Source organism: Yersinia enterocolitica subsp. enterocolitica (genome assembly GCF_901472495.1).
In the GTDB taxonomy this organism is placed as follows: domain Bacteria; phylum Pseudomonadota; class Gammaproteobacteria; order Enterobacterales; family Enterobacteriaceae; genus Yersinia; species Yersinia enterocolitica.
The window spans coordinates 2,449,459-2,472,973 of sequence record NZ_LR590469.1 but is presented as its reverse complement, the minus strand read 5'-3'; the positions used below and the strand labels follow the sequence as shown (position 1 = coordinate 2,472,973).

Sequence of the window (23,515 nt, the reverse complement as noted above, 5' to 3'; positions counted from 1 at the left end):
TACTCGCGTTATAGGTATAAACTGCGCGCGCAGCTTATTTGATACGCAATGATGAAGATGGCAGAAGATGACATTAGCGCATTGTGAGATTTTTAGTGTTTCGCACTTAGTGATGGCACTCAATCTTATGAGCGCATCATCACGATGATCACTAAAATGGCAGCGTCATCGTACTGTTACCTATGTCTATTATATTGAGTCTTGTCCGTTCATCACGAACGGCATGCGTGGAGGTGGTTGGATTAATGATCCGTTGTCTACTGGTTGCTGCACATCAACAGCTGCGTCGTTCTGACGTTCAATCCCCTTTTGCAACCTCCCTTTCTTATACACCATCAAGGCGATGTTACACCCACATGGGTGCGACGCAGGATTCGCGGGCCGGTTAATTACCGCCTACAGCACTGAGTCTGGCTAGCTTGAGGACTTTGCGGCTAATCCGATTCACAAAATCTCAATACGTATTTACAGTCAAACGTATTTTTCATTTAAACGTGTTTTACCCTGTTTTGGGTAATGAATAGCTGAGATAAACCGTTCGTGGATCGCGCTTTCCAGCGTAATATTCTGCCAATTTGGCATTCACGCGGGTTGTCCTTGTTGGTTGTAGCTGCGATAGTGGCTGACTTTATCGTCAGTATCGCAATAGAGGCGAATTATGTCTGATGATAACTTGATTGGCCGTCCGTCAGCTGCGGGCGCACATGTTTCTTTACGCTCCATGCAGGAGGTTGCCATGAATGATCGTAATGCCAGCAAGATGCTGAGCACGTATAACGTCGCCTACTGGGGGGGTAACTATTATGACGTCAATGAACTCGGTCATATCAGTGTTTGTCCTGATCCGGATGTTCGTGAGGCACGTGTCGATCTAGCTGAATTGGTCAAAAAGATGCAGCTTGAGCAGGGGCAACGCCTGCCTGCGTTATTCTGTTTCCCGCAAATTTTACAGCATCGCCTGCGCTCAATTAATGGCGCATTTAAACGTGCACGTGAGTCATTTGGCTATGAAGGCGATTACTTCCTGGTTTACCCAATTAAAGTCAATCAGCATCGCCGGGTTATTGAGTCACTGGTTAATTCCGGTGAGCCATTAGGGCTGGAAGCCGGTTCTAAAGCCGAAATGATGGCGGTTTTGGCACATGCCGGTATGACTCGCTCGGTCATCGTTTGTAATGGCTATAAAGACCGTGAATATATCCGCCTGGCATTGATCGGTGAAAAACTGGGCCATAAGGTTTATCTGGTCATTGAAAAAATGTCAGAAATCAAAATGGTACTGGAAGAGGCCGAGCGCCTGAACGTCGTCCCGCGCTTGGGTGTCCGCGCGCGTCTGGCTTCACAAGGCTCCGGTAAATGGCAGGCAAGCGGCGGTGAGAAATCCAAATTCGGTTTGTCCGCGACTCAGGTGCTGCAATTGGTTGATATGCTACGTGACGCCAATAGTCTGGAAAGCCTGCAACTGCTGCATTTCCATTTAGGCTCTCAACTGTCCAACATCCGTGATATCTCCACTGGCGTACGTGAATCTGCCCGTTTCTATGTGGAACTCCACAAACTGGGCGTCAATATCCAGTGTTTCGATGTCGGCGGCGGTTTAGGTGTGGATTACGAAGGGACCCGTTCCCAATCGGATTGCTCAGTTAACTATGGCTTGAATGAATATGCCAATAACGTTATCTGGGGGATTGGTGATGCTTGTAATGAACATGGTTTGCCGCACCCAACCGTGATTACTGAGTCGGGCCGTGCAGTCACCGCACATCATACCGTGCTGGTTTCCAATGTTATCGGCGTGGAACGTAATGAGTTTAATGAGCCACAACCGCCAGCAGCCGATGCGCCACGCGCACTGGAAAGCTTGTGGGACACCTGGTTGGAAATGCAAGAGCCAGAAAATCGTCGCTCTCTGCGCGAATGGCTGCACGATAGCCAGATGGACTTGCACGATGTTCATACCCAGTATGCTCATGGCATGTTGGAACTGACGCAACGGGCATGGGCTGAAGAACTGTATTTGAGTATTTGCAACGAGATCCAAAAGCAGTTGGATCCGAGCAACCGTGCACACCGACCAATCATTGATGAGCTGCAAGAACGTATGGCTGACAAGCTGTATGTCAATTTCTCGTTGTTCCAGTCAATGCCGGATGCGTGGGGTATCGATCAACTCTTCCCAGTGTTGCCATTGGAGGGGTTAGATAAGCCGCCAGAGCGCCGTGCGGTGTTATTGGATATCACCTGTGATTCCGACGGGACTATCGATCATTATATCGATGGCGATGGTGTGGCAACCACCATGCCAATGCCACCGTATGATGCAGAAAACCCACCGCTGCTGGGCTTCTTTATGGTCGGAGCCTATCAGGAAATCCTGGGCAATATGCACAACTTGTTCGGCGATACCGCGGCAGTCGATGTGTTTGTCTTCCCGGATGGTACGGTTGAGTTTGAACAGACCGACGAAGGTGATACCGTCGCAGATATGCTGGAATACGTTCAGTTGAACCCTGAGAAGTTGCTAAAACAGTTCTCCGATCAAGTGAAAGAAACGGATCTGGACACTGAGTTACAAGCTCAGTTTATGGAAGAGTTTGAAGCCGGTCTGTATGGTTATACTTATCTTGAAGATGAATAAGCATTAGCTGCTGATTAACATCACTTTAAGGGCAAACTCAGGTTTGCCCTGAGGTTAATGACAAAGTGCCCGTAACGGTGAAAACAGGCAGATCGTAAAGACGCCGTAAACCCTTCCCTGGGGGCTCGAGCCGCGCCGTCCCTGGCGCGGACGCTTTACTCTTCTACCTGCCTTCACCTTGCAAGATCGAGTTATCGAGGTTTGTCAGCAGTCTGAGGGCAAACTCAGGTTTGCCCTTTTTGTTTCTATACCTACTGGCGATTGGCTCAATCTCAACCACACTGATAGAAGTGATTTTATCTGTGCTGTGTTGGTGGAGGCGATTCAATGGGGTGGTTAACTGTTTGTAAGGTCAATTACGTCAAGCCGGACTTTCCTTTCTCCGCTCAGGCTGATGGTAAAAGGATAGGTATCTATCTGGTGGAGGGGGAATATTTCGCAATGGAAGATATTTGTCCCCACGCCAATGCATTGTTAAGTCAGGGTTTTATGGATGGAGAAACCATCGAGTGCCCATTGCATGGCGCACTGTTTGATATTCGAACCGGGCAATGCTTACGCGAACCGGGGGATCGCGATCTGAACACCTATCCCGTACGGATCAATGGTGATCAGATCGAGATTAATCTGGCTGGGGATAGCGAGTAGCCACTTTCATATATATGAGTTATAGAACTAACGCCCCTGCTGTGGGGCGTGAGTATTTATTTGGTGTAACTTTTATTTTTCGGCGGCAATACGCTGGCGGATATGGTCGGCGCGCGCCTGTGAGGATGGGTGATCGTCAAACATGCTGCTAGTACGGCCTGCCTCCATAGTCGCCAATTTTTCGAAGCTGGTGACTAAACCGTTTGGATCGATGCCGCGCTTTTTCAGCAGATCGAATGAGTAATCATCTGCTTCACTCTCTTGTTTTTGTGAGAATTGGGCACTCACCAGTTTCTCGCCAATATCGGCCAATTGAGACTGCGACAGTTGCCCGGCAATACCACCAGCAGAGGCAGCCGCAGTGCGCAGCGCTGTTGTACCGTAGGCCACTTGCATGGCTTTGCGGGTATGCCCTAATGCCACATGGCCCATTTCATGACCGAGTACGCCTTCCACTTCATTGTCGGTCATCATATCCATCAGGCCGCTGTAAACACGGATACAGCCATTTGCCATCGCCCAGGCATTCACATCTTTAGTGACGTAAACCTTATAGTTTGCTGGGGTACCATTGATGTTATCACCCAATGCGGCCGAGATTTTAGCCAGACGTTTACCATAATCGCTATTAGCGGAGGCGATTTGGGCTTTTTGATCCATTTCCGCACATGATTTCTCACTGAGGTTTTTGACATCAGCATCACTCAGGGTTGCTGCCTGAAAGGCCTGAGCACCGGACAGCATCAAGCCATCGGTATTCATATTTTGGCAGCCGCTAAGTAATGCTGTAAGGCTCAGTGCAATCATTGATGTACGAATTTTCATAACACTTTCTTCCTGTGGTTATGTGGTATTTATTGCTACATTACAGCAATTGCATTAATAGCTATTGCGTCAGCGCGACTTCCACTACTCTTGCGCACTATGACTGACAATGGGTAGTGGAGATTAATGCTCTGTCAGCGTGAGTACTATAGCTTTATTCTGAAAATCAGCAGATTCCATTGGTTATAAATATGGAAGTTATAGCTCATTTGGTTTTAGTGATTGCCGTTTCAATGCTGAGTCTGAGAAAATGGTAACCTTGAACGCTTTTTTTAATCCGACCTGGAGTAAAACATGTCCTCTCGTAAAGAGCTTGCCAACGCGATCCGCGCATTAAGCATGGACGCAGTGCAAAAAGCGAATTCCGGCCACCCCGGTGCCCCTATGGGCATGGCAGATATTGCCGAAGTACTGTGGCGTGATTACCTGAACCATAATCCAACTAATCCACACTGGGCTGACCGCGACCGTTTCGTCTTGTCGAATGGTCACGGCTCCATGTTGATCTATAGCCTGCTGCATCTCACTGGTTATGATCTGCCAATGGAAGAACTGAAAAACTTCCGTCAGTTACACTCTAAAACGCCAGGTCACCCTGAATATGGTTATACCGCTGGCGTAGAAACCACCACTGGCCCATTGGGTCAGGGCATTGCCAACGCAGTGGGTTTTGCGATTGCAGAACGCACACTGGGCGCGCAGTTTAACCGCCCAGGCCATGATATCGTTAATCACCACACTTATGCCTTTATGGGTGATGGCTGCATGATGGAAGGCATCTCTCATGAAGTTTGCTCACTGGCTGGTACCATGAAGCTGGGTAAACTGACTGCATTCTATGATGACAACGGTATCTCTATCGACGGCCATGTTGAAGGCTGGTTCACTGATGACACCGCTGCTCGTTTCGAAGCTTACGGTTGGCATGTGGTTCGTGGTGTTGATGGTCATAACGCTGACTCCATCAAAGCGGCCATCGAAGAAGCCCACAAAGTTACCGACAAACCATCACTGCTGATGTGCAAAACCATTATCGGTTTTGGTTCACCGAAGAAAGCCGGCACCCACGATTCACATGGCGCACCATTAGGCGCTGACGAAGTTGCCGCTACCCGTGAAGCATTGGGTTGGAAATACGCAGCATTCGAAATTCCACAGGATATTTATGCCGCGTGGGATGCTAAAGAAGCTGGTAAGGCAAAAGAAGCTGCCTGGAATGAGAAGTTCGCTGCTTACGCTAAAGCGTATCCGGAGCTGGCCGCTGAATTCAAACGCCGCGTCAGCGGTGAGTTGCCAGCCAACTGGGCAACTGAATCCAAGAAATTCATCGAAGAATTACAAGCAAACCCGGCCAAAATTGCCAGCCGTAAAGCATCACAAAATGCGCTGGAAGCTTTCGGTAAAGTGTTGCCTGAATTCTTGGGTGGCTCTGCTGACCTGGCACCAAGTAACCTGACTATCTGGTCTGGCTCTAAATCTCTGAGCGAAGACCACGCGGGTAACTACATTCACTACGGTGTGCGTGAGTTTGGTATGTCCGCCATCATGAATGGTATTGCTCTGCACGGTGGTTTCATCCCTTACGGCGCAACCTTCCTGATGTTTGTGGAATATGCCCGTAATGCGGTACGCATGGCCGCGCTGATGAAAATCCGCAGCATCTTTGTTTACACCCATGACTCTATCGGTCTGGGCGAAGATGGCCCAACCCATCAGCCAGTTGAGCAGATGGCCAGCTTGCGTGTGACACCAAATATGAGCACCTGGCGCCCATGTGACCAGGTTGAGTCTGCGGTAGCGTGGCAATATGCGCTGGAACGTAAAGACGGCCCAAGCGCACTTATCTTCTCTCGTCAGAACCTGGCGCAACAGCCACGTACTGCTGAGCAGTTAGCCAATATCTCTAAAGGCGCATATGTGCTGAAAGATTGTACCGGCCAGCCTGAACTGATCTTTATTGCTACCGGTTCTGAAGTTGAATTGGCGGTTGCTGCTGCTGACCAACTGACTGCTACTGGCCACAAAGTGCGTGTTGTGTCTATGCCATCAACTGATGCATTCGACAAACAAGACGCGGCTTACCGTGAATCTGTATTGCCATCTGCGGTTAGTGCGCGTGTTGCCGTTGAAGCCGGTATTGCTGATTACTGGTACAAATACGTCGGCCTGAATGGTGCCGTGGTGGGTATGCACACCTTTGGTGAATCTGCTCCGGCTGAATTGCTGTTCAAAGAGTTTGGTTTCACCGTAGAAAACGTGGTGGCGAAAGCGCAGGCGTTGTTGAAATAATTTTTGTTAAAACAGTATGACGTTGCCAATGCGATGAATCACTGTAAACGGTGATGAGAATCTCGGTAATGCACCTGTTAAAAGACCGCCAAGGCGGTCTCAGACTGCTGACGAACCCCACTTTTTTGTGGGGTTCTGTCTTATTAGCGACCGAAGGTCGCGTTCGCGATATTTTTTTCCTGCCCGTCTGTCAGATGTTTCAGTAACGCCATCAACATCTTTTCGTATCCCACACCCCTGTTTTGAACCCGATATATCATTAATAAACAATAAAATAGCGCCAGCAGCGCTATCTTCTTCATATTTTGCGCTGCCGCTGCAAGCAGGCACTGCATTTGCACTTTCATCAGCCCACGGAACCGCGCATAGCGATGGCCATGATGCTGCTTTGCATCCGCGAAGCTTCTCTCCACCGTCTCTTTTCGTCGCGCGTACACTTTTTTGCCCCACGCCGTCAGCCGCATCTGATTCGCCCGCTCTTTACTCCCCTCCCACACATGTCGTGTCACCACTTTCTGACTGTTTTTGCTTTGCGTACAGTCACTTAAGCGTGGGCATTGCGCACAGACCTCAGGCGACGAGTGATAGTGGCGATAGCCTTCACGCGAGGTGGTTTTGTAGAGAAGTTGCTGCCCTTCCGGGCAATGATAAACATCCTGTTTTGCATCGTAGCGAAAGTGTTTTTTCTGCAGGGCATTCTGGCCTTTATTGGGCCGCCGATACCCAATAACTGGAATGATATCAATCTTTTCCGTCAGATGGCACACCGGTGCAGTGAAGTAACCGGCGTCCAGACCTACCGCGATGGGATTAAGTTTGAAACGGCTGAGTTGCCGTTCCAGCCGGGCGATATAGGGCTGGCTGTCGTGCACATTGCCGGGCGTGGTATAGGTGTCGGTGATAATTCCGTGTTTGCCATCCACGGTACGGTGGTCAAGCCAGAAGAAGCCTTTCGGCTTGTTATCCCGGTGCATAAAACCGCTTTCCGGGTCAGTGGTGCTGACTTTGGTGTCCTTCATTTTCACCGTCGTCGACGGCGCTAACGGCTTTTTTCCGGTGGCAGCCCGGTCTTCATCAATGGCGGCATTCAGCGCATCAATATACGCGCTGGCTTTGACCGGTTGGGGCAGGTTTTTGGCTTTGAGCGGATTGGCATTGGCCTTGAGATGCGTGCTGTCGGTGTAGAGTACCCGCCCGCCGACCATGCCTTTGGTGATGGCCTGTTCGACGATATTGTCGAAAATACGCTGAAAAATATCGGTGCCATTGAAGCGGCGAATGCGGTTCTGGCTGAGCGTTGAGGCATCGGGCACCTTGTCGGTCAGCCCCATCCGCAGGAACCAGCGGTAGGCGACATTGACCTGGATTTCCTGCACCAGCCTGCGCTCACTGGGGATGCCAAACAGATAACCGAGGAGCATCATTTTGAACAGAACGACGGGGTCAATGGCGGGTCGGCCATTATCGTGGCAATAAAGGTGGGCGACTTCGTCGCGGATAAACTCGAAATCGATGGCGGCATCGACTTTGCGGACTAAATGATGTTGCGGCACCAGCTCTTCGAGGGTGACCATTTCGAGTTGATATTGTTGAGGGGCAGATTCTTTTAGCATAGGAATAAGCTCGTTTTTTAGCCTGTCCCTATTAGATCAAAGTCCCGGCCAGGAGGCCAGGACTTTGTCAGCAGTCTGAGACCGCCAAGGCGGTCTTTTTTTTCGCCAATTGATGGGTGAATTGTGCCCTTTATCAGGCAGATATTCCTTTTATGATTAGTTTGGTTTATTCTGGCTGAAGCGTTTCAGTCATAATTTGCCTTCCGTTTCAGGCCATGTTGCTGAGGAAAAAGTCGGAAGTATTCTGGCCCAATTGTGATAAGACGATTAACATCTTAGGGTGCGCTGCAGTACGCTATGAGGTTGCATGATAATAACCAGAAGCAGGGAGTAACATGACAATCCGCATAGCGATAAATGGCTTTGGCCGAATTGGCCGTAGCGTTTTACGCGCATTATATGAATCAGGTCGTCGGGCAGAGATTTCAGTGGTGGCAATTAATGAGTTGGCTAATGCAGAAGGGATGGCCCATCTGTTGAAGTATGACTCCAGCCATGGCCGGTTTGCCTGGGATGTTCGTCAGGAATGTGACAAATTATACGTCGGGGACGATATTATCCGGTTGATACATCAGCCAGAAATTGGGCAGTTACCCTGGGGTGAGTTAGGAGTTGATGTAGTTCTGGATTGTAGCGGCGTTTATGGTAGCCGTGCAGATGGCGAGGCACATTTAGCCTCCGGTGCCAAAAAGGTGCTGTTTGCCCATCCCGGCGGACATGATTTGGATGCCACGGTGGTTTATGGTGTTAACCATCAGGATTTACAGGCGGATCACCGAATTGTTTCCAACGCCTCCTGTACTACGAACTGTATTATTCCTATTATTCAGTTGTTGGATGTGGCCTTTGGCATCGAATCCGGCACTGTCACCACCATTCATTCATCAATGAATGACCAGCCTGTGATTGATGCTTATCATCAGGATTTACGCCGCACCCGAGCCGCAAGTCAGTCAATTATTCCGGTTGATACCAAATTGGCGGCAGGGATTACCCGTATTTTTCCGAAGTTTTGCGACCGGTTTGAAGCTATCTCGGTACGGGTGCCAACCATCAATGTCACGGCTATCGATTTAAGTGTCAGTGTTACAAGCCCGGTTGGCGTGGCTGAGGTTAACCAGCTTTTGCAAAAGGCAGCAAGAGGTTCATTTCGTGGTATAGTTGACTATACGGAATTACCATTGGTGTCGACCGATTTTAACCATGATCCGCACAGTGCGATTGTCGATTGCACCCAGACGCGGGTCAGCGGGCAGCACCTGATTAAGACGCTGGTATGGTGCGATAACGAATGGGGTTTCGCCAATAGAATGTTGGATACGACATTGGCGATGGCCAAAAGTGGTTTCTAGTATGGCATGCTAACGTATTGTTTTTCCGTAATTTACTACGGTTATATCAGCGTTGATGTGTAGCTTATGCAACTTTAAAGAGAATCAACAAGAGGATTCACCATGTCTGTAATTAAGATGACCGATCTGGATCTGGCTGGCAAACGCGTGCTGATCCGTGCGGACCTCAATGTTCCGGTAAAAGAGGGCAAAGTGACTTCTGATGCGCGTATCCGTGCATCTCTGCCGACAATTGAAGCGGCACTGAAGCAAGGCGCTAAAGTAATGGTTACTTCTCACTTGGGTCGTCCGACCGAAGGCGAGTACAACGAAGAGTTCTCCTTGCTGCCAGTGGTTAACTACCTGAAAGACAAATTGTCTGCTCCGGTACGTTTGGCGAAAGATTATCTGGATGGCGTTGAAATTGCAGCTGGCGAGTTGGTTGTTCTGGAAAACGTTCGCTTTAACAAAGGCGAAAAGAAAGACGACGAAACTCTGTCCAAAAAATATGCAGCACTGTGTGATGTCTATGTGATGGATGCTTTTGGTACTGCTCACCGCGCACAGGCTTCTACTCACGGCGTGGGTAAATTTGCTCCTATCGCGTGTGCTGGCCCGCTGTTGTCAGCAGAACTGGAAGCCTTGGGTAAAGCTCTGGGTAACCCAGCGCGTCCAATGGTTGCCATCGTAGGTGGTTCTAAAGTTTCAACCAAACTGACGGTATTGGGTGCTCTGTCTAAAATTGCAGACCAACTGATTGTTGGTGGCGGTATCGCCAATACCTTCGTTGCCGCTCAAGGCAATAACGTCGGTAAATCTCTGTATGAAGCCGACCTGATTCCAGAAGCAAAACGTCTGCTGGAAACTTGTGATATCCCAGTACCTACTGATGTGCGTGTTGCGACCGAGTTCTCTGAAACTGCGACGGCAACGCTGAAACCAGCTAACCAAATCAAAGATGACGAACAAATTCTGGACTTGGGCGACGAATCTGCGGAGCGTCTGGCTGAGATCCTGAAAAACGCCAAAACCATTCTGTGGAATGGCCCGGTTGGTGTGTTCGAGTTCCCTAACTTCCGTAAAGGAACCGAAATCGTGGCTCGCGCCATCGCAGAGAGTGAAGCATTCTCAATCGCGGGCGGTGGTGACACTCTGGCAGCAATCGATCTGTTCGGTATTGCTGATCAAATCTCCTACATCTCTACCGGCGGCGGTGCTTTCCTTGAGTTCGTAGAAGGGAAAAAACTGCCAGCAGTTGTGATGCTGGAAGAGCGCGCTAAGCAGTAATTTAGATAACGGGGGGCGAGAGCCGCCCGTTTCGCTTTTAGCTAATGAAGCTCGCGGGCTTTATACCCTAAATAATTCGAGTTGCAGGAAGGCGGCAACGAAATGAACTCAAGGAGTTGAGATAACTCAATGACTTGAGTGAATGATGGCAGCCAACGCACATGCAGTTTGAAGTATGACGGGTATAGGCGATTTACATTTAGGGCCTATCCTCACCGGATAGCTGCTATCTTCAGTCGACGAAACAGGACAACTTACATGTCTAAAATTTTTGATTTCGTAAAACCAGGTGTCATCACAGGTGATGACGTTCAGAAAGTGTTCGCAGTAGCAAAAGAAAACAAATTTGCTCTGCCAGCGGTTAACTGTGTAGGCACCGACTCTATCAACGCAGTGCTGGAAACAGCAGCTAAAGTGGGTGCGCCAGTTATCGTTCAGTTCTCTAACGGTGGTGCAGCATTTATCGCAGGTAAAGGCGTGAAGACTGACGTGCCACAAGGTGCGGCAATCTTGGGCGCTATCTCTGGTGCGCACCATGTGCATCAGATGGCTGAACACTACGGTGTTCCAGTCATTCTGCATACCGACCATTGCGCCAAGAAATTGCTGCCGTGGTTAGACGGCTTGTTGGATGCAGGCGAAAAACACTTTGCTGCCACTGGCAAACCCCTGTTCTCTTCTCACATGATCGACCTGTCTGAAGAGTCCCTGGAAGAAAACATCGAAATTTGTAGCAAGTACCTGACTCGTATGTCAAAACTGGGTATGACGCTGGAAATCGAACTGGGTTGCACCGGTGGTGAAGAAGATGGCGTGGACAACAGCCACATGGACGCTTCTTCTCTGTACACTCAGCCACAAGATGTTGATTACGCTTACGAAAAACTGAACGCAATCAGCCCACGTTTCACTATCGCGGCCTCTTTCGGTAACGTGCACGGTGTTTACAAACCAGGTAACGTGAAACTGACCCCAACTATTCTGCGTGATTCTCAGGATTATGTTTCTAAGAAACACAATTTGCCGCACAACAGCCTGAACTTCGTGTTCCACGGTGGTTCAGGTTCAACTGCTGCTGAAATCAAAGAAGCAGTTAGCTACGGCGTAGTGAAAATGAATATCGACACCGATACCCAATGGGCAACATGGGAAGGTATTCTGAACTACTACAAAAAGAACGAAGGCTATCTGCAAGGCCAACTGGGTAACCCTGAAGGTGCTGACAAGCCGAACAAGAAATACTACGATCCACGCGTATGGCTGCGTGCTGCTCAGACTTCAATGATTGCCCGTCTGGAACTGGCATTCAAAGAACTGAACGCAATTGACGTACTGTAATTCAGTCTCATTTTGACTGATTGAAAAGGCCCTGCGGGGCCTTTTTCCGTTTATTGCGCTGGCTGCATAGAGGTAATGGCGAAGTGATAGTGAGCTATCTATTTGCGTCCGTTCACCTGCTATCAAAATTGGCAACACGGCCTATTGTTGGTTACCCTAAACAGGCATGGCTGTCATGGGGTTAACAATGGCGGTAATTTTTGCGTAATCTCCCCAGCGGGGACTTTTTTGTAGGGTGGTTTAAATGGAAGAATTAAACGTAGTTGATGGAATCAATGAAGCGAGTACTTGGTTGGTGAATAATCAGGAATTACTGATTCAGTATGCAGTTAATCTTATCGCAGCCTTATTGATTCTGATTGTGGGTTCGATTATTGCCAAAGTGGTTTCTGGCATGCTTGGCCGAGTGATGAAATTGCGCGGAATTGATATCACTGTTGCGGATTTTTTGGCAGCAATGGTGCGTTACAGCATTCTGGCGTTCACTATTGTGGCGGTTCTGGGGCGTCTTGGGGTGCAAACCGCGTCAGTGATTGCGGTCATCGGTGCTGCTGGTTTAGCTGTTGGTTTGGCGCTGCAAGGCTCACTGTCCAACTTTGCCGCAGGTGTGTTGCTGGTGGCCTTCCGTCCATTTAAAGCGGGTGAGTACGTCGATCTGGGTGGCGTAGCCGGTACCGTGGTGCAAGTGCAAATTTTCTCAACCACGCTACGGACGGTTGACGACAAAATCATTGTTGTACCGAACGGTAAAATTATTGCCAACAATATAATCAATACCAGCCGTGAACCGAACCGCCGTACAGATATGGTAATCGGTGTCTCTTATGATGCAGATATTGATGTGGTGAAGAAAGTGCTGGGTGACATCATTGCAGCCGATTCACGCATTATGCATGACAAAGGGGTTACCGTGCGTCTGAATGAGATGGCTGCTTCTTCTCTCAACTTCACGGTGCGCGTTTGGACTACTAATGGCGATGCGATGGAAGTGTATTGGGATTTGATGGAAAACTTCAAACGTGCATTGGATGCTCACAAAATCGGCATTCCATATCCACAGATGGATGTGCATTTGCATCAGGTTGATAAAGCAGAATCTGCTCCGACAGCATAGCTGCTGATAGCGAGTGAGTGAAGGGGTTACCGCACCCAGGGGCGCTCCGGCAACTCCGTCGCTACGACCCCAATGGCACGATTCCCCTTCAGTTGACTTTGCCAGCGGTCAATACGGGCTATTTTTAGCCCGTTTGAGGTTAATGACAAAGTGCCCGTAACGGTGAAAACAGGCAGATCGTAAAGACGCCGTAAACCCTTCCCTGGGGGCTCGACCCGCGCCATCCGTGGCGCGGACGCTTTACTCTTCTACTTGCCTTCACCTTGCAAGATCGAGTCGTTGGGGTTTGTCAGCGGTCTGACGGGCTATTTTTAGCCCGTTTTTTCTCTTTTTCATTTATTTTTCTCCCGCGCGAGCTTCAGTTTATTAATTATTAGTTTTTCTTATAGTAGATAAGAAATATCAATTTCCTCTGATGGTTTTATCCCCGTACTATGCTGCTAATTCCTCCCCAATTCTCTCAATCAGTTTTGAGTATTATTTAAAGGTAACAGTATGTTAGCCGTATTTTTGCAAGGTTTTGCCCTGAGTGCAGCCATGATCCTCCCCCTTGGGCCGCAAAATGCTTTTGTGATGAATCAGGGAATTAAGCGGCAGCATCATTTGATGAGTGCATCATTGTGTGCCCTTAGTGACATTATCTTAATTTGCGCCGGTATTTTTGGCGGTAGCGCCTTACTGAACCGCTCTCCCCTGCTGCTGGCACTGGTCACCTGGGGCGGCGTGGCATTTTTGTTATGGTATGGCTGGGGAGCGCTGATGGCCGCATGGCGTGGAGATAGCTCATCTGCTGCGGTTGCCGCTGGTACACAAGGGCGCTGGCGCATTATCGTGACATTATTGGCGGTGACCTGACTTAACCCGCATGTCTATCTGGATACTTTTGTGGTGCTGGGTAGCTTGGGAGGCCAGTTATTACCGGATGTTCGGCCCTGGTTTGCTTTTGGTGCCGTGAGCGCTTCAGTTGCCTGGTTTTTTGCTCTGGCATTGTTGGCTGCGTGGCTATCGCCGTGGCTTAATCGGCCTGGCTCACAGCGGGTAATCAATTTGCTGGTGGGGGGAGTGATGTGGTTTATCGCTTTTCAGTTAGCGCGACAGGGATTGAACCTGTAAGTTTTTATCATTAATCCGAATCCCTAATTTAGTAAGATATGCTACGGTTGTCTTATACCCGTCATACTTCAAGCTGCATGTATGTTGGCTGCCTTCGTTCACCCCAGTCACTGACTTGTGTAAGCTTCTGGGGACTCGCTCAGTTGCCGCCTTCATGCAACTCGAATTATTTAGTGCATAGTTTTATTATGATTATCTTAGGAGGCTTCCGTGAAGTTGAAGACATTGGCTTTGGCCGCAATGATGGGATTAGGGACGTTACCTTTGGCGCTACAAGTTCAAGCCGCCGAAGTGCCAGAAGGGCCGCATGTTGTTACCTCCGGCACCGCCAGTGTTGATGCAACACCGGATATCGCTACTATTGCCATTGAAGTGAGTGTATCTGCCAAAGACGCCGCAGATGCCAAAAAACAGGCAGATACCCGCGTCGCACAATATTTTGATTTTCTGCGTAAGAGTGGCATTGAGAAAAAAGATATCAATGCTGCCAATATTCGTACTCAACCTGAATACGATTATCAAAAAACCGGTGAAGCTGTCTTGAAGGGCTACCGTGCGGTACGTCAGGTTCAGGTGACACTGCGCCAACTGGATAAGTTAAATGAGTTGCTGGATGGTGCGTTAAAATCAGGTCTGAATGAGATTCGTGCCGTGGAATTGGGTGTTGCCAATCCGGACACTTACCGTGAACAGGCGCGTAAAAAGGCTATTGAAAATGCCATTAGTCAGGCGGGTGCATTGGCAGATGGTTTTAAGGTGAAATTAGGGCCGGTATACAGCATTCGTTACCATGTTGCTAACTACCAGCCAATGCCAGTAGCGCGTATGTTCAAGAGTGCCGAAGCTGCACCAGCCAATGATGCCGCCCAAACTTACGAACAACAGACCATTCATTTTGATGATCAGGTTGATGTGGTATTTGAGCTAAAAACCAGCTCTAACACGCCAGCCACTGCCGTCAAATAAGCTAGTCTTGCCGTAATACCTGACGCCCGTAAGATAATAGGGCGTCAGTTACTTTTCTCATCGTCCGGCTTTCTGGCGCGAATCGATGCCAGAACAGCATTCTCCGTTGCAATAATCCCGGCGTCAGATTAATTAATTCACCGGATGCCAACTCTTTTTCAATTTGCAGATGCGGGATCATACAGCAGGTAGTGCCTTGTCTTGCTAACTGTACAAACGCTTCTGACGAGTTAACGATATGGCAGGGCACGCTGCCCGGCGACAAATCGAAATTCTGCTGTAAAAACGCCTGATGCATATCATCCAAATGGTCAAAGGCCACCGCAGGTGCTTTCAGCAATGCCGAGCGGGTCACGCCATTGGGGAAATAACGTTCTGCAAAGGGTTTTGAAGCAACAAACAGGTAATCCAGTGCGCCGAGCTGATCAACCAGGCAGCTTGGCAGCGGCTGAGGTTGGATACTGACCGCACCTACCACTTCGCCACGACGTAACCGTTCTTGAGTTCGAGTTTCATCTTCGACTTGTAAATTTAGCCGGATAGGGGAGTCGGCCAACACCGGTTTTAAGGCTGGCAGGAGCCAGGTTGCCAGGCTGTCGGCGTTGACCGCCAATGACAGCAGCAGCGGTGTATCGCCGCCGTTATCATTGCCGAGCCACTCTTCTTCCAGCAATTCGACCTGATGCAGCAAGGCGAGCAGTTTCTGCCCTTGCTCAGTTGGACGGGGGGGCACAGTGCGCACCAACAGTGGTTGACCGAACAGATTCTCCAACTGCTTAATGCGTTGAGATACCGCCGATTGGGTGATGCAAAGTTTTTGTGCAGCGCGTTCAAAACCGCGTTCACGGATCACCGCGTCCAGCGCTTGTAGCGTACGGTAGTCTGGGCGTTTCATCGGAGTCATCTCTCCAAATATTAAGTTAATACCGCACTATGCCACATTTTGATCATTTATCTATGTCGGAATGCCGCGGGGCTCGCCACAAATAAACCGGCATAACTGTGATCCAGCTAAAATTAACCATCACACGAGTTGGCTTTATTGCGACGTTTTATCACTTAATATGCTCTATAATGACGTCAGGTTTTCTTTCACATCAAGGCGTGAACTTACCATGACTCAGGATGAACTTAAAAAAGCAGTGGGCTGGGCAGCATTAGAATATGTCAAACCTGGCACTATCGTTGGGGTCGGTACTGGCTCAACTGCGGCACATTTTATCGATGCTCTTGCTTCCATTAAAGGCCAGATCGAAGGGGCTGTTTCTAGCTCTGATGCCTCTACCGCTAAACTGAAAAGTTATGGCATTCAGGTATTTGATTGCAACGAAGTGGACGAGCTGGACATTTATGTCGACGGTGCTGATGAAATTAACAGCCAAATGCAGATGATCAAAGGCGGCGGTGCGGCTCTGACCCGCGAGAAAATCATTGCGGCCATTGCGCGTAAATTCATCTGTATTGCCGATGCTTCCAAACAGGTTGATGTGCTGGGTAAATTCCCGTTGCCGGTCGAAGTTATCCCAATGGCGCGTTCTTATGTGGCGCGTGAACTGGTGAAATTAGGCGGGTTACCTGAATATCGCCAGAATGTTTTGACTGATAACGGCAATGTTATTTTGGATGTCCATAATCTGACTATTTTGGATGCCATTGCGCTTGAAAATAAAATTAATAATATTGCCGGTGTTGTCACTGTGGGGCTATTTGCCAACCGAGGTGCTGATGTTGCACTAATTGGCACTGCCGATGGTGTTAAAACCGTAGAACTTAAGTGATCAGCTAATATGTATTCAGGATGAGGTTTGGTTGCTTCATCCTGATAATTTTTGCCTTTAAAACTCTTTTCTTAAAATGGTTAAATTTGGTGATATATATCACATTTACTCATTTCATTTTCTTAACCTGCCATTAACTCACTTCCTGCCAGTTTTTTATTCCATAAATTAACATTTGCACTGTTTGTTATGCTGACAGCAAGGCAATCGTTTGTATTGCTGCCAGCGAAATATTTGTTATGTTGACTGGGTGCTGACCGGATTCATTCGATATCGGCAGCCACATCTGAAGTCTGAAAATAGGGTCGGGGACATGGCAAAAGTATCACTGGAGAAAGACAGAATTAAGTTTCTGTTAGTGGAAGGGGTGCACCAGAGCACGGTTGATAATCTGCGTGCAGCCGGTTATAGCAATATTGAATATCATAAAGGTGCCTTAGACACCGAATCACTGAAAGAATCTATTCGTGATGCCCATTTCATCGGGATTCGATCGCGCACGCATCTGTCCGAAGAAGTCTTTGCTGCAGCAGAAAAGTTGGTTGCAGTCGGTTGTTTCTGTATCGGTACCAATCAGGTTGATTTAAAAGCGGCGACTAAACGTGGTGTGCCGGTATTCAATGCACCTTTCTCCAATACCCGTTCGGTAGCCGAAATGGTACTGGGCGAGTTACTGCTGATGTTCCGTGGTATTCCATCCGCCAACGCCAAAGCGCACCGTGGCGAGTGGAACAAACTGGCAGTCGGTTCCTATGAAGCCCGTGGTAAAAAACTGGGTATTATCGGCTATGGTCATATCGGGACTCAGTTAGGTATTTTGGCTGAAAGTGTCGGCATGAAAGTGTTCTTCTACGATATTGAAAATAAACTGTCGTTGGGGAATGCACAGCAGGTACGTCATCTGTCTGACTTGCTGAATATGAGTGATGTGATTAGCTTGCATGTGCCAGAAAACCACTCCACCAAAAATATGATTGGCCCTGAGCAGTTAGCTCTGATGAAACCGGGCGCGATGTTGATCAATGCCTCACGCGGAACGGTGGTTGATATCCCGGCACTCTGTGATGCGCTGGCGAGCAATCATCTGGCAGGGGCGGCAATCGACGTTTTCCCTGAAGAACCAGCAACCAATAAAGACCCGTTCAATTCACCATTGTGCGAGTTTGATAATGTGCTATTGACCCCACACATTGGTGGTTCAACTCAAGAAGCGCAGGAAAATATCGGTGATGAAGTCGCCGGTAAACTGGCGAAGTATTCCGACAACGGCTCAACGCTGTCTGCGGTTAACTTCCCGGAAGTTTCTCTGCCAGCGCACGGTGATAACACTCGCCGCTTGCTGCATATCCATGAGAACCGCCCAGGCATCCTGACCAGCATCAACAAAATCTTTGCTGAGCAGAATGTCAACATTGCCGCGCAGTATTTGCAAACCAGCGCTGATATTGGTTATGTCGTTATCGACGTTGAGACTGATGATGCGGAAAATGCAGAAAAAGCCTTGCAGGCAATGAAAGCGATTCCGGGGACTATTCGCTCGCGCCTATTGTACTGATATTTATTATATTGGTAGCGCGAATAGTAACCGACAACCCGGTATCTGCTGATGCCGGGTTTGTTGTTATTTTTTATATCGTTGCGTAGGCCACCTTACCACTGCCACACCTTTGTCGGTGTCACAATCTCTGGTAACGGCACATCCCAATGTTCACTCGGTAAGTGCTCTACCTGCTGGCAATCATGAGCCAAACCAATAGGATAGGGGCCACCCTGCTGCCAGTTTTGTAGCGTACGGTCATAGAATCCGCCCCCCATACCTAAACGTTGTCCATCTTGATCAAACGCCACCAGCGGAGTTATCACGACATCCAGTCGTTTTAATGGCAAGACATCGCGCACATCTAATTGAGGCTCCAGAATGTTCAGGCGATTACGAATGAGCTGGCTATCAGGACGATAGTGGAGAAACAACAAATGGCCGGGACAGAAAGGATGAAGTACCGGCAGATAAATCTGTTTTTTCTGCTGCCACAATAATTCGATAACAGGAGCGGTATCTAACTCGCCATCGAAAGAGAGAAAGAGTGCAATAGTATTGGCTTGCTGAATTTTGTCGTGGGAAGCGATTTGTCTGGCGGCGAGATTGGCGGATTGTTGTTGTTGCTCAGGAGTCAAAAGACGCCGACGCTCACGGATTTCACTGCGAATTTTTTGCCGCTCAAGGGCATGCTGCGGATTTAGAGGCATGTTATACCCATCATACTTCAAGTTGCATATGCGTTGGCTACGCTCAATTACCCGAATCACTTACTTATGTAAGTTCATTTGGACTCACTCTCTTGCCGCCTTCCTGAAACTCGAATTATTGAGGGTATAAAAGATATGCAGCTGAGGTAAGTGAGAGGAAAATTGCCTGTATCAGAACGAACGTGATAACCGTAAATACGTGTTACACGATAAGAAAGGGATCTCCGAGATGCCGCCGCAGGCTGTAACCCTTGAACCCATGGTTCAAGGTGAACGCAGCGTCGCAACCTTAAGGCTTCTCGGCGGACCGAGCATGCGCACCGGTTACGGAGGCACTACATTCTGTTGGTATTAAATATCGGCTCAGGGGACTGACCCGCTGACGAACACCTCAGAGAAATTCTTTACTCTCTGCTGAATCTATCATTCAACAGAGATTTATTCAAACTGTGCATCCTGACGTTCAGAGATGCGACCTTGTTCAAGCAATGCCTGTTCAATGGTCTGTTGTAGCATCCGAATACGTTGCTCCATATTGGATGCATAGTCACGGGTTTTCAACCTTTCCTGAGCTAATTCGTGACATACGTTCAATGCCGCGATGAAAACTAACTGCTCAGTATTGGTGACTCTAGTGCGAACTTTCAGATCTTGCAACCGTTGGTTAAGATCTTCTGCGGCCATGTTCAACGCGTCTTGTTGTTCTGGCGGACAATTAACTCTTAACGAGCGACCAAAAATTTGAATATCTACTGGTTGTGCAGACATGCCACCTTCCTGACTAATTTCGCGCCAGCCCTGAAAACCAGAGGCAAAATGCTCGTAGCTGCAAAGCGGGCGTCACTATATATATCTCAATACCAAGATACAACCCCTTTATACCCGTCATCCTTCAAGCTGCATATGCGGTGGCTGCTCTCGCTCGCCCGAATCATTGACTGGCGTCAACTCAGCGGGATTCACTCAATTGCCGCTTTCCTGCAACTCGAATTATTTAGGGTATATATCCATTATTTTTCAAGTGACAAGAGGCTTTGCCGCTTCCTGCATCTTGAAATCTATAGGATATAGTGCATTGCGTTTTCTGGTATAGCGACCTTTCTTGGTGGTAGCATAACACGAACTTATCCTGCCAACGATGACCAATACGCATGTCTATAGAGAATACATTACCAACTTACCAATCACTGGCCCTGGCATTGAACCAGCAAGCAGTGGCATTAACCCCGGCTGAAATGCATGGCCTGATCAGCGGCATGCTGTGCGGAGGCAGTAAAGACGATGGCTGGCGCGCACTGGTGCATGACTTGACCAATGAGGGTATTGCCTTCTCACAAGCCCTGGGTTTGCCGTTACAACAGTTACATGAAGCAACACAAGAAGCGCTGGAAAACGAAGGTTTTATGTTCCAGTTGCTGATTCCTGAAGGGGAAGAAGTGACTGTTTTTGACCGTGCTGATGCATTATCCGGCTGGGTAAACCATTTCCTGTTAGGGCTTGGAATGCTGCAACCGAAGTTGGCGCAAGTGAAAGATGAAGTGGGTGAGGCCATTGATGATTTACGGAATATCGCTCAGTTAGGGTATGACGAAGATGAAGATCAGGAAGAATTGGCTCAATCGCTGGAAGAAGTCATTGAGTATGTCCGTGTCGCGGCTATCTTGTGTCATATCGAATTTACCCAAGAAAAACCGACTGCACCGGAAATACGCAAGCCGACATTACACTAGACGAATCAGTGTTATGCGTTAAATGATAAAAATCGGATATTTCAGGAGAGTGTAATGACTCAGCAAGAATACCAGAACCGCCGTCAAGCGCTGTTGGCGAAGATGGCCCCGGGCAGTGCTGCTATTATTTTTGCCGCACCAGAGGCCACGCGCAGCGCGGATTCCGAATATCCATATCGGCAGAATAGCGATTTCAGCTATCTGACGGGCTTTAATGAGCCGCAAGCGGTGCTGATTCTGGTGAAAAGCGATGAGACTCACAACCACAGCGTGCTGTTTAACCGGGTGCGGGATTTAACCGCTGAAATCTGGTTTGGCCGCCGTTTAGGGCAAGAGGCCGCACCTGAGAAGTTGGGTGTTGATCGCGCATTACCTTTCGATGAAATCGACGAGCAACTCTATTTGCTGCTTAATCGCCTTGATGTGATTTATCACGCGCAGGGGCAATATGATTATGCAGATAAAATTGTTTTTGCGGCGCTGGAAAAGTTACGTAACGGTTTTCGTAAAAATCTACGCGCACCCGCAACGTTGACTGACTGGCGGCCATGGCTGCATGAGATGCGTCTGTTTAAGTCAGAGGAAGAAATTGCTGTGCTGCGTCGAGCCGGTGAAATCAGCGCGTTAGCCCATACCCGTGCGATGGAGAAATGCCGCCCAGGAATGTTCGAATACCAGTTGGAAGGGGAAATTCTGCATGAGTTTACCCGTTATGGTGCGCGTTATCCGGCCTATAACACCATTGTCGGCGGCGGTGAGAACGGCTGCATTCTGCATTACACCGAAAATGAGTGCGAACTGCGGGATGGTGAATTGGTGCTGATTGATGCGGGTTGTGAATATCAGGGCTATGCCGGTGATATTACGCGTACTTTCCCGGTTAATGGCAAATTCACTCCCGCGCAACGCGAGATTTATGACATCGTGCTGGCCTCCATTAACAAAGCACTGGAGCTGTTCCGGCCAGGCACCAGTATCCGCGAAGTCACTGAGCAGGTTGTGCGGATTATGATCACCGGCTTGGTTGATTTGGGCATCCTGAAAGGAGATATCGAGCAGCTTATTGCCGAACAGGCACACAAGCCATTCTTTATGCACGGCCTGAGCCACTGGCTGGGGTTGGATGTGCATGATGTCGGCGATTATATCAACAGTGACCGTGGTCGTATTCTTGAACCTGGTATGGTGCTGACCATTGAGCCGGGCTTATATATTGCGCCAGATGCCGATGTTCCACCGCAATATCGTGGTATTGGTATTCGGATTGAAGATGACATCGTGATTACCGCAGAGGGTAATGAAAATCTGACCGCCAGTGTGGTAAAAGATCCCGATGAGATTGAAGCCCTTATGGCAGCAGCGAGATAACTGATGAGCGTGATAATTGTCGGTGGCGGTATGGCCGGTGCAACATTGGCGCTGGCTATTTCATCCCTTACGCATGGGAAGATGCCGGTGGCGCTGGTTGAAGCGCAACGTCCTGATAGCAGGCAGCATCCGGGTTTTGATGCCCGTGCCATTGCTTTGGCGCACGGCACCTGTCAGCAATTGGATAGTATTGGCCTCTGGTCGGCGCTGGCCGATTGCGCCACCGCCATAGAACATGTTCACGTCAGTGATAGTGGCCATTCCGGTTTTGTGAACCTTCGGGCGCAAGATTATCGGGTTCCGGCACTGGGCCAGGTTATCGAGTTGTTTGATGCGGGTAAGCGGCTATTTGCCTTATTGCAGAAAGCACCGGGAGTGACCCTACATTGCCCGGCCAAAATGGTTGATGTGGTTCGCACGGCTGAATCTGCCACGGTGACATTGGATAAAGGCCAACAGCTTCACGCTAAACTGTTGGTGGCGGCGGATGGCTCTCATTCCGCATTGGCTCAGGCCTGTAACATTCAGTGGCAGCAGCAGGATTATCAACAGATTGCAGTGATCGCTAATGTCACGACTTCTGAGCTACCCAACGGGCGTGCTTTTGAGCGCTTTACCCGTAATGGGCCGTTGGCGCTGCTGCCGATGTCTCAGGGGCGCAGTTCGTTGGTGTGGTGTCATGCCAAAGAAGATAGAGCACAGGTTGATAGCTGGGATGATGTCCGTTTTCTGGCGGAATTACAGCGCGCTTTTGGCTGGCGTTTGGGGAAAATGCTCCATGCTGGCAAACGCCATAGTTACCCACTGCAATTGCTCACGGCCACGCGCCATGTTAGCCATCGTCTGGCATTAGTCGGTAATGCCGCCCAAACATTGCATCCGATTGCCGGTCAGGGGTTTAATCTCGGTCTGCGTGATGTGATGACATTAGCAGAAACTATCGCGCGGGCGGGGGATGATCCCGGTGATTATAAGGTACTCAGTCAATATCAACGGTGGCGGGAACCTGATCAACAGGCAACTATTGGCATCACTGATGGGTTAATTCGCCTGTTTGCCAACCGCTATGGGCCGTTGGTGGTTGGCCGCAATCTTGCTTTGATGTCGATGGAACAGATACCTGCAATCCGTGATACTTTCGCGCGGCGCACGCTGGGATGGGGCGGTCGCTAGTTTTACCCGTCATCTTTCACGTTGCTTCCTGCATCGAGAAATCTATCGGGTAAATAA

The 23,515-nt window shown here is 49.0% G+C and carries 19 protein-coding genes, 1 other RNA gene and 1 pseudogene; 15 read left to right on the top strand and 6 right to left on the bottom strand.

Features of this window, described 5'->3' with window-relative positions; genetic code table 11:
- Nucleotides 1–182 precede the first annotated feature (182 nt).
- The 3 genes from FGL26_RS21950 (at nt 183) to FGL26_RS11765 (ending at nt 3,286) form a co-directional block, all read left to right on the top strand.
- Nucleotides 183–389 (top strand): hypothetical protein, encoded by a 207-nt coding sequence (locus FGL26_RS21950; protein ID WP_420919915.1) that lies wholly within the window; start codon nt 183–185, stop codon nt 387–389.
- 269 nt (nt 390–658) lie between these two features.
- Nucleotides 659–2,638 carry a biosynthetic arginine decarboxylase gene (gene speA, locus FGL26_RS11770; protein WP_005173560.1) on the top strand — a complete coding sequence of 660 codons (1,980 nt, stop codon included), beginning with the start codon at nt 659–661 and terminating at the stop codon, nt 2,636–2,638.
- Nucleotides 2,639–2,965: 327 nt separating this feature from the next.
- A complete protein-coding gene (locus FGL26_RS11765) occupies nt 2,966–3,286 on the top strand; it encodes a non-heme iron oxygenase ferredoxin subunit (RefSeq protein ID WP_005173552.1) in 321 nt (106 codons plus the stop codon).
- A gap of 72 nt (nt 3,287–3,358) precedes the next feature.
- Here the strand turns inward: FGL26_RS11765 and loiP are convergent, their stop codons facing one another.
- Nucleotides 3,359–4,111: a metalloprotease LoiP gene (gene loiP / locus FGL26_RS11760; protein ID WP_005173549.1), complete on the bottom strand. Its 753-nt coding sequence runs from the start codon at nt 4,109–4,111 to the stop codon at nt 3,359–3,361.
- A 294-nt stretch (nt 4,112–4,405) separates the two neighbouring features.
- Between loiP and tkt the strand changes: the two genes are divergently transcribed.
- Complete coding sequence (tkt, locus tag FGL26_RS11755; RefSeq protein ID WP_005173546.1) at nt 4,406–6,400, top strand: transketolase; 1,995 nt, start codon at nt 4,406–4,408, stop codon at nt 6,398–6,400.
- 143 nt (nt 6,401–6,543) lie between these two features.
- Here the strand turns inward: tkt and FGL26_RS11750 are convergent, their stop codons facing one another.
- Nucleotides 6,544–8,013: an IS1182-like element ISYen4 family transposase gene (locus tag FGL26_RS11750; protein WP_005173543.1), complete on the bottom strand. Its 1,470-nt coding sequence runs from the start codon at nt 8,011–8,013 to the stop codon at nt 6,544–6,546.
- Nucleotides 8,014–8,348: 335 nt separating this feature from the next.
- On the opposite strand from FGL26_RS11750, the gene epd reads away from it, so the two are divergent.
- From epd to FGL26_RS11720, 6 genes and pseudogenes are all read left to right on the top strand, one after another.
- Nucleotides 8,349–9,365: an erythrose-4-phosphate dehydrogenase gene (epd, locus tag FGL26_RS11745; protein WP_005173540.1), complete on the top strand. Its 1,017-nt coding sequence runs from the start codon at nt 8,349–8,351 to the stop codon at nt 9,363–9,365.
- Between the two features lie 102 nt (nt 9,366–9,467).
- Nucleotides 9,468–10,631, top strand: coding sequence for a phosphoglycerate kinase (gene pgk / locus FGL26_RS11740; RefSeq protein WP_005173537.1), 1,164 nt, complete (start codon nt 9,468–9,470; stop codon nt 10,629–10,631).
- A gap of 258 nt (nt 10,632–10,889) precedes the next feature.
- The gene (gene fbaA, locus FGL26_RS11735) at nt 10,890–11,969 is read left to right on the top strand and encodes a class II fructose-bisphosphate aldolase (protein WP_005173534.1); all 1,080 of its coding nucleotides are present in this window, start codon (nt 10,890–10,892) and stop codon (nt 11,967–11,969) included.
- A 244-nt stretch (nt 11,970–12,213) separates the two neighbouring features.
- The gene (mscS, locus tag FGL26_RS11730; RefSeq protein WP_005173531.1) at nt 12,214–13,083 is read left to right on the top strand and encodes a small-conductance mechanosensitive channel MscS; all 870 of its coding nucleotides are present in this window, start codon (nt 12,214–12,216) and stop codon (nt 13,081–13,083) included.
- A 495-nt stretch (nt 13,084–13,578) separates the two neighbouring features.
- A pseudogene (argO, locus tag FGL26_RS11725) lies at nt 13,579–14,196 on the top strand (arginine exporter ArgO).
- A 210-nt stretch (nt 14,197–14,406) separates the two neighbouring features.
- On the top strand, nt 14,407–15,162 hold the full coding sequence (locus tag FGL26_RS11720) for an oxidative stress defense protein (protein WP_005173525.1): 756 nt from the start codon (nt 14,407–14,409) through the stop codon (nt 15,160–15,162).
- A gap of 1 nt (nt 15,163) precedes the next feature.
- On the opposite strand, the gene FGL26_RS11715 is transcribed toward FGL26_RS11720, so the two are convergent.
- Nucleotides 15,164–16,057 carry a LysR family transcriptional regulator ArgP gene (locus FGL26_RS11715; protein WP_005163344.1) on the bottom strand — a complete coding sequence of 298 codons (894 nt, stop codon included), beginning with the start codon at nt 16,055–16,057 and terminating at the stop codon, nt 15,164–15,166.
- 220 nt (nt 16,058–16,277) lie between these two features.
- On the opposite strand from FGL26_RS11715, the gene rpiA reads away from it, so the two are divergent.
- Together rpiA and serA are read left to right on the top strand one after the other, a co-directional pair.
- Nucleotides 16,278–16,940 (top strand): ribose-5-phosphate isomerase RpiA, encoded by a 663-nt coding sequence (rpiA, locus tag FGL26_RS11710; protein WP_005163342.1) that lies wholly within the window; start codon nt 16,278–16,280, stop codon nt 16,938–16,940.
- Between the two features lie 313 nt (nt 16,941–17,253).
- A complete protein-coding gene (gene serA / locus FGL26_RS11705) occupies nt 17,254–18,495 on the top strand; it encodes a phosphoglycerate dehydrogenase (protein ID WP_005163339.1) in 1,242 nt (413 codons plus the stop codon).
- A gap of 95 nt (nt 18,496–18,590) precedes the next feature.
- Here the strand turns inward: serA and FGL26_RS11700 are convergent, their stop codons facing one another.
- The 3 genes from FGL26_RS11700 to zapA form a co-directional block, all read right to left on the bottom strand.
- Nucleotides 18,591–19,187: a 5-formyltetrahydrofolate cyclo-ligase gene (locus FGL26_RS11700; RefSeq protein WP_005173520.1), complete on the bottom strand. Its 597-nt coding sequence runs from the start codon at nt 19,185–19,187 to the stop codon at nt 18,591–18,593.
- A gap of 217 nt (nt 19,188–19,404) precedes the next feature.
- Nucleotides 19,405–19,588: non-coding RNA, 6S RNA (gene ssrS / locus FGL26_RS11695), on the bottom strand.
- A 37-nt stretch (nt 19,589–19,625) separates the two neighbouring features.
- Nucleotides 19,626–19,955 (bottom strand): cell division protein ZapA, encoded by a 330-nt coding sequence (zapA, locus tag FGL26_RS11690; protein ID WP_004706812.1) that lies wholly within the window; start codon nt 19,953–19,955, stop codon nt 19,626–19,628.
- A 383-nt stretch (nt 19,956–20,338) separates the two neighbouring features.
- Here zapA and FGL26_RS11685 point away from each other — a divergent pair, with 383 nt between their 5' ends.
- From FGL26_RS11685 to ubiH, 3 genes are read left to right on the top strand one after another with little or no spacing between them, the layout of a single operon-like run.
- Nucleotides 20,339–20,917 carry a YecA/YgfB family protein gene (locus tag FGL26_RS11685; RefSeq protein ID WP_005173516.1) on the top strand — a complete coding sequence of 193 codons (579 nt, stop codon included), beginning with the start codon at nt 20,339–20,341 and terminating at the stop codon, nt 20,915–20,917.
- A gap of 54 nt (nt 20,918–20,971) precedes the next feature.
- Complete coding sequence (gene pepP / locus FGL26_RS11680; protein ID WP_005173513.1) at nt 20,972–22,285, top strand: Xaa-Pro aminopeptidase; 1,314 nt, start codon at nt 20,972–20,974, stop codon at nt 22,283–22,285.
- Nucleotides 22,286–22,288: 3 nt separating this feature from the next.
- Complete coding sequence (gene ubiH / locus FGL26_RS11675) at nt 22,289–23,458, top strand: 2-octaprenyl-6-methoxyphenyl hydroxylase (RefSeq protein ID WP_005173509.1); 1,170 nt, start codon at nt 22,289–22,291, stop codon at nt 23,456–23,458.
- Nucleotides 23,459–23,515: the final 57 nt, after the last annotated feature.